Origin of the sequence: Stenotrophomonas pictorum JCM 9942, assembly GCF_001431585.1 — a bacterium.
GTDB classification, from domain to species: domain Bacteria; phylum Pseudomonadota; class Gammaproteobacteria; order Xanthomonadales; family Xanthomonadaceae; genus Stenotrophomonas; species Stenotrophomonas pictorum.
Genome location: NZ_LLXS01000007.1, coordinates 68,844 through 81,567 on the forward strand (window position 1 = coordinate 68,844; position 12,724 = coordinate 81,567).

Here is a 12,724-nt window from a genome sequence, read left to right on the forward strand (position 1 = left end):
GTGGATGACGTCATCGCCCGTTCCTGTGGCAGTGGAGGGTTACCGGGTCGCTCCGCCCGGCCCGGTGCTTGCCTACTTCTCTTTGCGCCAGTTCACCGAACCGCGGTTTTCCACCGTGGACGATTCGATTTCCACGTCGAAGCCGCGCCGCAGCAGGTACTTCAGGGTGAGCACCGAGCCGCTGCCGACCAGCGAGACGCCATAGCCGATGTACAGCTTGGGGGTGATGTATTTGCCCACGCCGATCACCGAACCGCCCAGCGCGCGCGACTGGCTGACCCCGGCATCGTCCAGCCCCAGTTTGGCGCCGACCTGCGCGGCCAGCAGGCCGCTGCCGGCCGACAGCGCCGCCGAGGCGGCATTGACCTGCTGCGCCTGATCGCTGCTGGCCATGCTCAGACTGCGTCCGAGCACCAGATAGGCCAGCGATTCGGACTGCGACATGGCCGGGTTGGACCACACATCCACCCGCGGCGCCTGGGCGCGGCCGGTGACGTGGATGCCGGCGGTGACCTCGCCGATCTGGCGCTCGGCGCGGATATTGATGCGTGGATCGGACACGATGCCGTGGTTCCACAGCAGCTGGCCGTCGGTGATGGTCAGGTCCTGGCCGTAGGCCTTGTAGCGGCCGGTCACGTCCAGGCCGCCGTTGGCGGTCATCTCGCGGCCGGGAATGGCGCGTACCTGCATCTTGCCGGTCAGGGCGCCCTTCAGGCCGAAGCCGCTCATCTTGACCTTGTTGCCGAGGCTGATGGTCAGGTCCATGTCCAGCGGCGAGGCCGGGCCCTCTTCCGGATCGACCGGATCCAGCACCACGATGTCCTCCGAGACCGAGGTGCCGCGATCCAGCCGCTCCAGATCCAGATCGGCCTCCGGCACGTGCACGCGCCCGCTCAGCGCCATCGCGGTGCCGGCCAGGGTGAAATCCAGATCCGGGTTGCCGACCAGGCGCAGCTCGCTGGTGTTGGACAGCAGCACGTTGTCACCAAAGATATGCAACTGCAGCGGCTGCGCATCGCCGAACCAGGACAGCCCACCGTCGACCCGCAACACGCCTTCACCGCCGGTGTTGGCCGAGGCGCCGATCCGCGCCGAACCATCGGGCTGGGCGATGAAATCGGCCTTGCCCTCGCTCAGGGTCAGCCCCAGCGCCGGCAGTTCGCCGGTGAAGTTGCTGAGTTTGGCTTCGCCGCCCAGGGTGGGTTGCGCACGGGTGCCACGCAGACTCACGTGCCCTTCGATCAACCCATTGGGCCGCACCAGATCCGGCGAGAACAGTTCCATCCAGTACAGCCGCGACATGTTCAGGTACAGCTCGCCGTTGAGCGCCGCGCCGGGCTCCCACGCGGTCTGCACCTTGGCGTCGATGAAGCCATCCCCCTGGAAGCCCACGCCCAGATAGCCCTTGATGCTGTTGGGCTGCATTTCCACGTTGAGGGAGAAATGGTCGTAGCGCACCAGTTCGCCGCGGGCGTTGTCGCCCAGGCGGATGCCGCCCTCGGCCGAGGCGACCTTGAACGCCCCCTCCCACGCATTGCCGCGCGGGCGCAGGCTGCCGTCCAGGGTGATCTCGCCACGCAGATGGATGCGGCGACCGGCATTGGGCGGCAGCCACGGCTGCACCAGCGCCAGCGGCAGGGCGTCACCACGCAGCTGCACGCCTTCGCGTGGCCAGTTGGCCGCCACGCACAGCGCGCCGCCGGTGGCGGAACCCAGACAGGCATCGCCCAGGGTGAAGGCGCTGCCCTGCACGCTGAACGCCGCCGGCGCGCGCAGATCCCACGGCGCCCCCTTGACCGGCACCAGCCGCAACGAGGACAACTCGCCCCGCCACGCCGGTCCCGCCTGGCGCAGGTGGCCGGCCAGGGCCAGCGTGCCCAGTTCATTGCGGGTGTCGGCCTCCAGCTGCAGGTCGCGCAGGCTGCCGTGGGCGCTGACACGCAGCTGGTCGAGCAGCATCCCCGCCTCCACCGCGCGGGCGTGCAGCTGCAGCGTGCCGTTGTCCCCGCTCCACGGCAGTTGCCCGGTGAGGCTGACCTGGCCGGCCTTCCAGTCCTCCCATTGCAGGCCACTGCCGCGCAGATCGGCGGTGATATCCGGCTGGCGGGGGGTACCGCGCAGGCGCAGCGTGCCGGCCAGCGTACCGCTGCTGCCGGGAAGAAGATCGGACAGATGCAACGGCTCCAGCCGGGCATCCACGTCCAGCCGATCGCCCACCTTGCCCGTGGCCTGGAGGCGGCTGTCGCCCATCACCAGACGCACATCGCCCTCGCCCTGGGTACCCCGCAGGGCCAGCTTGGCGCGTGCGTCCACCGCGCGACCGCGCAGCCGGCCCTTCAGCTGCGGCACGTCCAGCGTGGCCTCGAAACGCAGCTCGTCACTGCCCGCCGGTGCGGGCAGCTGCGTGCCGGTCGAGGCCAGCGTGCCGGACAGCTCGCCCTCCCAGCCGGGCACGAAATAGCCCGGATCGAAGCGGGCCAGGGTGGCGTCCACATCCCATGCCAGCACCGGGGCCCATGCCGCCGAACCGCTCAGTGCCAGTGAACCGCCCGGCATGGTGGCGGTGAGCTGCTCGATCCGCGCCTGCTGGTCGTTGCCGCGCACATCGAAATCGAGCTGCGCGCCCTGCGCCTCGCGCGCCACCTCGGCCTTGCCGATCGCCGCCCAGTTCTTCAGGTTGCCGGCCACGCCCAGGCGTGCCTCCTTCAGGTGCAGCGGTACCGGCGTGCGGTCGGCCACCGTGGGATCGGGTTCGGGGGTGAAGGTGAGCTGCTGGGCCACCACGGCAAAGCGGAAGCCCGGGTTCTGCGCATCACTGAAGTCGGCCGTGCCCTGCAGCCGGACAGTGCCCCCGAAAGCTTCGGCCACCAGCGGGGCGACGGTCAGCACCTGGTTTTCCAGCATCACATGGGACGGCGCCAGTACCAGTTCGTTCTCGCCCTGGCGCACCCGGCCGCGCAGCTGCGCCTTGCCGCCGCGCCCGCGCGCGGTGAAATCCAGCGCCAGCGGTGCCGGCGCCTGCGCCAGGAACGGCGCCGGCACCAGCTGCCCGATCTCCAGCTGCTCCGAACGCGCGGTCAGGTTCCACACCGGATCATCGCGGCCATCGAACACCAGCCGCGCCTGCAGCGGCTTGGGCGCATAGCCGGCCAGCGCCACGTCCATGTGCGCCAGATCGCCGCGCGCGACCAGCCCCAGCCGCGCCGGCGCCTGGCCCGGCCGCGCCGGCATCAGCGCACGCACGGTCAGGTCGGTGGCGTAGTCCTCACGCGGCAGGTAATGGCCATCGATGCGGAAATCCCCCAGATTGCTGTTGATCCTGAGCTGGCTGGCGCTGAACTCGCCCTCGGCCGCTTCCAGCCCGCCGCGGATGCGGGTGATGTCGATCAACGGCTCCTGCAGCCGGGTGATGCGCAGGCCGTCGATCACGATGCTGTCGGCCTGCAGCGCCAGCGGCAGCGCGATGGGCGGCAATACATCCGGCCAGCGCGGCAGCTCGAACGGTTTGTCTTCCGGCGGGCCCAGCTCCAGCGCAGCATCGGTGATGCGCAGCGCGTCCAGGCGCAGCTTGCGCCCGAGCAGCGGACGGATATCCGGATCCAGGTAGGCCTGGGCGGCGCTGAAATGCAGGTCCTGATAGCGGAAATCCAGGTCGTGCAGGATCAGTGGGCCGGCCAGCGGGCCCTCGGCCTTGCTCCAGGTCAGCGAGGAACCGGCCGGCAGCCGTGCCACCACCTGCGCCAGCAGCACCTCGCGCCCGGCCACGGTCTGCAGCAGCCAGTACAGCGCGAACAGCGCCAGCAACAGCAGCGCGGTGACGGTGATGCCACTGCGGATCGCCAGCGTGCGCAGCCGCGCCTTGCGCCTGGCGCGCAGTTCGGCGATACGCGCCTCGCGTTCTTCGGGCGTCACTTCTTCCGGCACCCGGCTCACAGGTCCGCTCCGATGTTCAGATACAGCTGGAACTGCGAATCGGGACTGTTCAGGCCGTGGGCGATGTCGATGCGCACCGGGCCCACCGGCGATTTCCAGCGCATGCCCAGGCCCACACCGGTATGCAGGTCGATGGTGTTGTCAAAGGCGCTGCCGGTATCGACAAACACCGCCGCGCCCCAGGGACCCCCGTTGAAGTAATGCTCGTATTCGGCCGAACCCACGACCAGATGCTTGGCGCCGAGCGCGAACCGGTCCGGCGCCGGCGTGCGCGGACCGACTTCGCGATAGGCGTAGCCGCGGATGGAGCGGTCGCCACCGGCGAAATAGCGCAGGCTCGGCGGCATCGCCACCAGATCACTGGTCCAGGTACTGCCGGCCTGGCCGCGCAGGATCAGGCGGTCGGCCGCACCGACCGGCAGGTACCAGCGCAGCGTCGCATCGGCCTGCAGGAAACTGGTGTCCGAGCCGGCGCCACCGATACCCCCGCGCAGCGTCGCGTTGCCGCTGATGCCGCGACGCGGAAAGCGCTCATCATCCACGTCCACGTAATCGGCGGTCAGCTGCGGATAGATCAGCGTGGAGTACTGGTACAGCGCATCGTTGACCGCATCACCGGAGCTGTAGCGCCAGCGCTCGCGCAGTGCGTTCATCGACACGATCGCGGTCCAGTAGTCGTTGATCTCGCCGCTGCGGCTGGCGATCAGCTTGACGTTGCGCAGGTCGATGTAATCGGTCTGCTCGTCGTAGGCGCTGAGCGCGTAGGTGTACCAGCCATCCAGCCAGCGGAAGCCGGGCACGCGGTAACTGGTGATGAAACTCTTGCGCTTCTGCGCATAGTCCAGCTGGGTGTTGAGCTTGTGACCGCGGCGGTTGACGTAGCGCCGCTCCACGCCACCGCGCACACCGGCGCCACTTTCCGAGCCGTAACTCAGGCCGGCGGTGTAGATGGTGCGTTTGGCACGGGTCAGCTTCACGTCCACCGGCACCTCGCCATTGTCGTCGGCCAGCTCCGGGTGCGGCTGGATGTCGATGACGCTGAAGTAGTCCAGCTTGGTCAGCGATTCGCGCAGGCGGTCCAGCTTGCCTTCGTGCCAGTAGCTGCCCTGCTCCCAGTACACCAGCGGCTCGAACAGGTCCGGCCGGAAGTAGTCCTGCTCGAAGCGGATCGGCCCCATGTTGTAGCGGCGGCCGCTGTCCCAGGTCAGGAAGATATCGGCCGCGTTCTCGGCACGGGTGACCTCGACCCGGCGCTGGGTGAAATCCGCATCGAAATAGCCACGCTCGGCCAGACGCCGGGTGATGGTGACCTTGCTGGCCTCGTAGTTGACCGAATCGAACACCTGGCCGCTCTTGGGTTCGAAGGCGGCCAGGTCCTTCTGCAGATACTGGTCGCGTGCCGCCGGGCCGGTGATGATCACCTCCTCCTGGCGCACCCGCACCTGCTCGCCCTTGTCCACCTGGATCACCACCTGCAGCGTATCGCCTTCGCGCGGGGCCTCCACGGTGATGGTCGGATTGTAGAAACCGAACGGCTCCAGCGCCTTGCGGGTCTGCCGCTCGGCCTGCGACAGCAGGTATTCCAGCCGCGATTCGCCCTGCACCTTGCCGATCGCGTCATAGACGGACAGCGATACCTCGATGTTCTCGATGATCTCGGCATCGCTCCCCTTGTCCAGCCCCTTGAGCTGCACCTTGTCGATCGTGCCGCGAGCGTGGGACAGGGGCGCGGCCAGCAGGGCGGCGAACAGAAGAGGCAACGTGATTCGTAGAGGCGGCATGGGCAGCAGCATACCGGCCTGAACGTGACCGGCAAAATCGCGGTTCACTACTCAAAACCGGCGTGAAATCCACGTAAAGAAAAATAAAAACAAAGCCCGCTTGCGCGGGCCTTGTTCAACTCGTGCCAGACGGCCGTCAGCTCGACAGATGCTCGATCGCCGCGACGCTGCCGAGGCGGTCACCGAGCGTGCGCAGCAGCGCCAGCCGGTTGCCACGCAGGGCCAAGTCGTCGGCGTTGACCATCACCTGGTCGAAGAACGCATCCACCTGCGGACGCAGGCGGGCCAGGCGACCGAGCACGGCCACATAGTCCTTCTGCGCCAGCGCGATGCCGGTGTCGTCGATGGCCGCGGTCACCGCTTCGGCCAGTTCGCTCTCGGCCGGCTCGCGCAGCAGCGAGGCGTCGATCGTGCCCGGAATCTCACCTTCGGCCTTGCGCAGGATGTTGCGGATGCGCTTGTTGGCCGCAGCCAGCGCCTCGGCTTCGGGCAGCTGGGCGAAGATGCTGATGGCGTCGAGGCGACGGTCGAAGTCGTACAGCGAAGCCGGCTTCAGTTCCGCGACGGCGTTGAAGTGGGTCGCCGGCACGCCCTTGTCGGCGTAGTAGCCCTTCAGGCGATCGAGAATGAAGTCGTACAGCTCGTTCGCATCGGCCTGCACCGTGCGCTCGACCAGTCCGGCATTGGCTGCGGCAAGCAGCGCGCGCAGATCCAGATCAAACCCCGACTCGATGAGCGTGCGCGCCAGACCCAAGGCATTGCGACGCAGCGCGAACGGATCCTTGTTGCCGGTCGGCTTCAGGCCTGCGGCAAAGCCGCCGGCCAAGGTATCCAGACGCTCGGCAATGGCCAGCACCTTGCCCAGCGTCGAGGCGGCGATGGCATCGGCGGCAAAGCGCGGCTGGTAGGCCTCGTCGATGGCCAGCGCCACCGCCGGCGACTCGCCACCGGCCACGGCGTAATGACGGCCGGCGATGCCCTGCAGCTCGGGGAACTCGCCCACCATGCGCGACTGCAGGTCGTTCTTGGCCAGTTCGGCGGCACGCCTGGCCTGCACCGGATCGGCACCGACCTGCGGCGCGATCACCTGCGCCAGCGTGCTGACTCGCAGCACCTTGTCGGCGATGCTGCCCAGCTTGGCCTGGTAGGTGACGGTCTTCAGACCGTCGCCCATCGCTTCCAGCCCCTGCTTGAGGTCCTCGTCGAAGAAGAACTTGGCGTCGGAAAAGCGCGGACGGATCACCCGCTCGTAGCCCTTGGAAACTTCAGCCACGACCCTGGATTCGATGTTGGCGATGCCGATGAACTTCTCGGTCAGCTTGCCACCGGCATCGAGCACCGGGAAGAACTTCTGGTTGATCTCCATCGTCTCGATCAGCGCTTCCTGCGGCACGGCCAGGAACGCGCGCTCGAAACTGCACAGCACCGCGGCCGGCCATTCGACCAGGTTGACCACCTGCTCCAGGTTGTCCTCGGTGATGCGCGCCACGCCACCGGCCTGGGCGGCCGCGGCGTTGACCTCGGCGACGATGCGCGCACGGCGCGCATCAGCATCGACCAGCACGTTGGCCGCCTTCAGCGACTCCACGTAATCGTTCGGATGGCTCAGCCACACCTGCTTGTCGGCCATGAAGCGGTGGCCACGGCTGAAGCGGTCGGCGCTCAGGCCCAGCAGCTCGGCCGGCACGATGTCGTTGCCGTGCAGCAGCACCAGCCAGTGCACCGGGCGGGCGAAGGCGTACGCGTGCGCGCCCCAGCGCATCGGCTTTGGAATCGGCATCGCGGCGATGGCTTCGCGCACGATCTCCGGCAGCAGCGCGGCGGTCTGCGCGCCCGGGGTCACCGAGCGCAGCACGAAGCGCTCGCCCTTGGCGTCGGTGGTGCGCTCCAGCGCGGTCCAGTCGATACCGGCCTTGGCGGCGAAACCGGTCAGCGCCTTGGTCGGCTCGCCATTGGCGTCCAGGGCGATGTTCAGATACGGGCCGAACACTTCCGAGTGCTGCTCGGGCTGTTCGGTTTCCACGCCCGGCAGCAGCACCGCCAGACGGCGCGGGGTCGACAGCGGCTTGGCGCCGTCGCGGTCAAAGGCGATACCGCGCTTGGCCAGGCCGTCAATCACGCCATCAAAGAACGCCTGCGCCAGGCCCGGCAGCGCCTTGACCGGCAGCTCTTCCACGCCCAGTTCGATCAGTAGCGGCTGCATGCTCATGCCTGCACCTCCTTGGCGGCCACGGCTTCAAGGCGCTTGGCCTCGTACAGTTTGGCCACGGCCATCGCCAGGGTGCGCACGCGCAGGATGTAGCGCTGGCGCTCGGTCACCGAGATGGCGCGGCGCGCGTCCAGCAGGTTGAAGCTGTGGCTGGCCTTGGTGACCTGTTCGTAGGCCGGCAGCGGCAGGCCGGCGTCGATCAGCTTCTGCGCTTCGGCCTCGCAGGCGTCAAAGCGGTGGAACATCTCGTCCACGTCGGCATACTCGAAGTTGTAGGTGCTCTGCTCCACCTCGTTCTGGTGGTAGACATCGCCATAGGTGACCGGGCTGCCATCCGGGCCGTAGGTCCAGACCAGGTCATAGACGTTGTCGCAGCTCTGCAGGTACATGCACAGGCGCTCCAGACCGTAGGTGATCTCGCCCAGCACCGGCTTGCATTCCAGGCCGCCGGCCTGCTGGAAGTAGGTGAACTGGGTGACTTCCATGCCGTTGAGCCAGACTTCCCAGCCCAGCCCCCAGGCGCCCAGGGTCGGCGATTCCCAGTTGTCCTCGACAAAACGCAGGTCGTGCACCAGTGGATCGATGCCCAGCGCCTTGAGCGAATCCAGGTACAGCTGCTGGATGTTGTCCGGGCTGGGCTTCATCGCCACCTGGTACTGGTAGTAGCGCTGCAGGCGGTTGGGGTTTTCGCCGTAGCGGCCGTCGGTGGGACGGCGCGAGGGCTGCACGTAGGCCGCATTCCAGCTTTCCGGACCGATCGAGCGCAGGAAGGTGGCCGGGTGGAAGGTGCCGGCGCCCACTTCCAGGTCCAGCGGCTGGATCAGCACGCAGCCCTGCTTCGCCCAGAAGTCGTTGAGGGTCTGGATCAGGCCCTGGAAGGTGATCGGAACTGTCGGGGTCGCGGACATGCTGCGGATTGCCGTACGGAGGGGTGCGCTAGTATAGCGACCGGCCGCGCGGTGGCCGGGCAAGCAAGGGGTGGGCAGTGGAACAACAGGCCGCGCACGGCGCGCAGATCCCCTCCGCGGCCGTCCCGATCGCCCCCGGACGGCTGCAGTTCTCCAATGTCGCCGCCGCCCTGTTCGCCGACGGGCTGGTGGCCGCGCACGACCACGAACGCATCCGCTTTTCCGCGCAGGGCGCGCGCAACGCCAGCGAGGTGCATCCGCTGGTGTTGCTGGCCAACCTGAAACTGGCCGCCGCCGCGCCGGCCTCCGGCGAGCTGGGGCTGGAACGGCTCACCGAATGGCTGGCCCAGCGCACCGGCACCCGTTACCTGCGCATCGATCCGACCCGCGTGGACGTGGCCGCCGCCACCGCCGTGGTCTCCCACGCCTACGCCCGCCGCCACCGGATCCTGCCGCTGGCGGTGGACAGCGAGCGCGTGCTGGTGGCCACGTCCGAGCCGATGGCGCGCGACTGGGTGCCGGACCTGCAGCACCTGAGCCGGCGCCGGATCGAGGTGGTACTGGTCAATCCGCTGGACCTGCACCGCTACTCGATGGAATTCTTCGGCGTCACCCGCTCGGTGCGCGGCGCCCGCGGCGATGCCCGCGATGGCGGCAACGGCAGCGCGCTGCCCAGTTTCGAGCAGCTGGTGGAACTGGGCCGCACCGGTGACGTCACCGCCGACGACCACCACATCGTCAGCATCGTCGACTGGCTGCTGCAGTACGCCTACGAACAGCGCGCCAGCGATATCCACCTGGAACCGCGGCGCGACATGGGCCGGGTGCGTTTCCGTATCGACGGCGTGCTGCACAAGGTGTTCGAGGTGCCACCGTCGGTGATGACCGCGGTGGTCAGCCGCATCAAGGTGCTCGGACGCATGGATCTGGCCGAGCGCCGGCGTCCGCAGGACGGCCGCATCAAGACCCGCTCGCCGGGCGGACGCGAGGTGGAGATGCGCCTGTCGACGATGCCCACCGCCTTCGGCGAGAAGTGCGTGATGCGCATCTTCGACCCGGACTCGGCGTTCAAGAGCATCGAGCAGCTGGGCTTCAGCCCCGAGGAGGCCGCCGGCTGGAACGAACTGGTGGCACGTCCGCACGGCATCGTGCTGGTCACCGGGCCGACCGGTTCGGGCAAGACCACCACCCTGTATTCCACGCTCAAGCGGCTGGCCACGCCGGAGGTGAACGTGTGCACGGTGGAGGACCCGATCGAGATGATCGCGCCGGAATTCAACCAGATGCAGGTGCAGACCAACATCGACCTGGACTTCGCCACCGGGGTGCGCACGCTGCTGCGCCAGGACCCGGACATCATCATGATCGGCGAGATCCGCGACCTGGATACCGCGCACATGGCGGTGCAGGCCTCGCTGACCGGGCATCTGGTGCTCTCCACCCTGCATACCAACGACGCGCCCTCGGCCATCACCCGCCTGCTGGATCTGGGCGTGCCGCATTACCTGATCGCTTCCACCGTCAACGGCGTGCTGGCGCAACGGCTGGTGCGCACCCTGTGCCCGCACTGCAAGATCCCCGACATGCTCACCGATGCCGACTGGGCACCGCTGCGTGATGCCCATGAGGCATTACCTGATGTCGTCACCGCATATGCACCGGTCGGTTGCCTGGAGTGCCGGCACACCGGCTACCTGGGCCGGATCGGCCTGTATGAGCTGCTGCCACTGGGTTCGCGGCTGCGCGCGCTGATCACCCGCGACATGGACCTGGCCGGATTCAGCCGTGCCGCACGGGGGGAAGGACTGCGCACCCTGCGCCGCACCGGGCTTGAAAAGGTGGCCGCCGGGCTGACTACAATCGAGGAAGTCCTGTCCGTACTGCCGCCCTCGGAATGAAGCCCCAGCCGTTTTTAATCCTCGAAACCGGGCAACCGTTCCCGACCCTGCGCCGCTATGGCCGCTTCCCGCACTGGATCCGCGTCGCCGCCGGGCTGGAGCAAGCCGAGACGGTGGTGGTCAATGTCGAACGCGGCGAACCCCTGCCCGGGCGCGACGGATTCGCCGCCACCATCGTCACCGGCTCGGCCGCCTTCGTCACCGACCGCGCCGACTGGAGCGAACGCAGCGCGCACTGGTTGCGCGAGGCCGCCCACGGCGGCATGCCGCTGCTGGGCATCTGCTACGGCCACCAGCTGCTGGCCCATGCGCTGGGCGGCCAGATCGACTACAACCCGGCCGGGCGCGAATCGGGCACGATCCGGTTGGAACTGGAAGCACCGGCCGCGACCGACCCGCTGTTTGCCGGTCTGCCGGCCAGCTTTCCCGCCCATGCCACCCACCTGCAGACGGTACTGCGCGCCCCCGAAGGCGCCACCGTGCTGGCCCGCTCGAACCAGGACAACTGCCACGCGTTCCGCTGGGGCGCGCAGACCTGGGGCCTGCAGTTCCACCCCGAGTTCGCCACCCACCACATGCGCGGCTACGTCCAGGCGCGGGCCGACTGCATCGCCCGCCATGGCGGCTGCGCCCGCCGCGTTGCCCGCGAGGTCAGCGCCGCGCCGCTGGCCCGGCAGCTGCTGCGCCGCTTCGTGCGCCACGTCCGCCACGGCAACCGCCACTGAGCGGACCGCAAGTGCTGCAAACCGTTGAGGCACTGCTCCGGCAAGCCGCCTCTACCCTGCGGCCAACCGCCCCATCGCCATCGGCTACGGGCAACGTTTACCGCCGGAACGCAGATACGCCAAAGGTCACTCGCCCGGGGCCCGGGTTCCAGCGATAATCGTGCGGTGTCAGGCCGGTCCTGGCATCCCCCCTGTTTCGGAATTGCAATGAGCGAGATTCGCAAGGTGCCGGCCTCTGCCGGCGCGGAATGGTTGTTGACCGGGTTCGGCCTGCTCAAGCGCGCGCCGCTGGCCCTGGGTTCGCTGGGCATCCTCTGGGGTGTGGGCACCTGGCTGGTGCTGTCGTTGTCGATGCTGGTGCCGCTGCTGGGCACGGCGGTGCAGTTCCTGCTGCTGCTGGCCGGCCCGTTGTTCATGGGCGGCCTGCTGTGGGCGATCCGCGAAGTCGACCAGGGCCGCATCGCCCGGCCCTCGCACCTGCTGCAGGGCATCCAGGAAGGCCGCGCGCCGCACCTGCTGATCGCCCTGCTGCCGCAGCTGGTGGCCGCCTTGCTGCTGGGCACGCTGCTGCTGGTGCTGGTGGGCACCGCCGGCCTGCAGCAGCTGTCGGAGGTGATGCTCAAGCTCAACGAGATCAGCCAGTCCGGCGCGCAGCCGGACCCGGCGCAGATCGAAGCGCTGGTGGCGACGCTGCCGGCCGGGCGCATCCTGCTGTGGCTGCTGCTGTTGCTGGGCACCTTCGCCGCGCTGACGCTGGCACTGTTCGTGATGCCGCCGCAGGTGATGTTCGAAGGCCGCACCGGCTTCCACGCCTTGCGTGAGAGCCTGCGCGCGAGCCTGCACAACCTGCCGGCGATGCTGGTGTTCTTCGTGCTGGCCTTCATCGCGATCTTCGCGATCTACTTCGCGGTGATGATCGTGGCACTGATCATCGGCCTGATCGCCGGCCAGGCTGCGGCCATGGCGGTGGCGCAGCTGGTGCTGATGGCGGTGCTGATGCCGGTGTTCGCCGGCTCGGTGTATGCGGCCTGGAAGCAGATGCTGGCGCCGGCGGGTACCGGCACACCGCCGCCGGCGACGGCTGGACACGTGATCGAAGTCTGACAGCGGCGCCGGTGCGCGCTGGCCGGCGGGTGGGCGGGCTTGAAGGCCTGCGCCCGAGCCGGACCGGTCGCGCGCACGCCTTGCCTTGGCGTCCAACGCGCGGACGCTCTGCGCGCCAGCCACTGGCCGACGGATAGTCCGGATAGCAGGCCACCGGCAGGCGCCA

7 protein-coding genes are annotated in these 12,724 nt (G+C 68.5%); 3 read left to right on the top strand and 4 right to left on the bottom strand.

From position 1 onward, the window contains the following. Positions 1-72: 72 nt before the first annotated feature. The 4 genes from ARC78_RS02840 to glyQ all read right to left on the bottom strand — a co-directional run bounded on the left by ARC78_RS02840 (position 73) and on the right by glyQ (position 8,831). Positions 73-3,885, bottom strand: a complete 3,813-nt coding sequence (locus tag ARC78_RS02840) for a translocation/assembly module TamB domain-containing protein (protein ID WP_057505729.1) — start codon at positions 3,883-3,885, stop codon at positions 73-75. A 44-nt stretch (positions 3,886-3,929) separates the two neighbouring features. Next, the gene (locus ARC78_RS02845) at positions 3,930-5,726 is read right to left on the bottom strand and encodes an autotransporter assembly complex protein TamA (RefSeq protein WP_057505730.1); all 1,797 of its coding nucleotides are present in this window, start codon (positions 5,724-5,726) and stop codon (positions 3,930-3,932) included. A 124-nt stretch (positions 5,727-5,850) separates the two neighbouring features. Continuing rightward, positions 5,851-7,923 (bottom strand): glycine--tRNA ligase subunit beta, encoded by a 2,073-nt coding sequence (gene glyS / locus ARC78_RS02850; protein WP_057505687.1) that lies wholly within the window; start codon positions 7,921-7,923, stop codon positions 5,851-5,853. Next, a complete protein-coding gene (gene glyQ, locus ARC78_RS02855; protein ID WP_054660686.1) occupies positions 7,920-8,831 on the bottom strand; it encodes a glycine--tRNA ligase subunit alpha in 912 nt (303 codons plus the stop codon). Before glyQ ends, glyS begins: the two co-directional genes overlap by 4 nt. A gap of 107 nt (positions 8,832-8,938) precedes the next feature. Between glyQ and ARC78_RS02860 the strand changes: the two genes are divergently transcribed. The 3 genes from ARC78_RS02860 (at position 8,939) to ARC78_RS02870 (ending at position 12,558) form a co-directional block, all read left to right on the top strand. Further along, positions 8,939-10,729 (top strand): GspE/PulE family protein, encoded by a 1,791-nt coding sequence (locus ARC78_RS02860; protein ID WP_096144891.1) that lies wholly within the window; start codon positions 8,939-8,941, stop codon positions 10,727-10,729. Beyond that, positions 10,726-11,454, top strand: coding sequence for a glutamine amidotransferase (locus tag ARC78_RS02865; RefSeq protein ID WP_057505689.1), 729 nt, complete (start codon positions 10,726-10,728; stop codon positions 11,452-11,454). Before ARC78_RS02860 ends, ARC78_RS02865 begins: the two co-directional genes overlap by 4 nt. A 207-nt stretch (positions 11,455-11,661) precedes the next feature. Continuing rightward, positions 11,662-12,558 (top strand): BPSS1780 family membrane protein, encoded by an 897-nt coding sequence (locus ARC78_RS02870; protein WP_054660930.1) that lies wholly within the window; start codon positions 11,662-11,664, stop codon positions 12,556-12,558. Positions 12,559-12,724 lie beyond the last annotated feature (166 nt).

Excerpts from the sequence above, each read along its gene's own strand:
- glyQ (WP_054660686.1), bottom strand. The coding sequence starts at position 8,831 with ATGTCCGCGACCCCGACAGTTCCGATCACCTTCCAGGGCCTGATCCAG.
- ARC78_RS02865 (WP_057505689.1), top strand. The coding sequence starts at position 10,726 with ATGAAGCCCCAGCCGTTTTTAATCCTCGAAACCGGGCAACCGTTCCCG.
- glyS (WP_057505687.1), bottom strand. The coding sequence starts at position 7,923 with ATGAGCATGCAGCCGCTACTGATCGAACTGGGCGTGGAAGAGCTGCCG.
- ARC78_RS02845 (WP_057505730.1), bottom strand. The coding sequence starts at position 5,726 with ATGCTGCTGCCCATGCCGCCTCTACGAATCACGTTGCCTCTTCTGTTC.
- ARC78_RS02870 (WP_054660930.1), top strand. The coding sequence starts at position 11,662 with ATGAGCGAGATTCGCAAGGTGCCGGCCTCTGCCGGCGCGGAATGGTTG.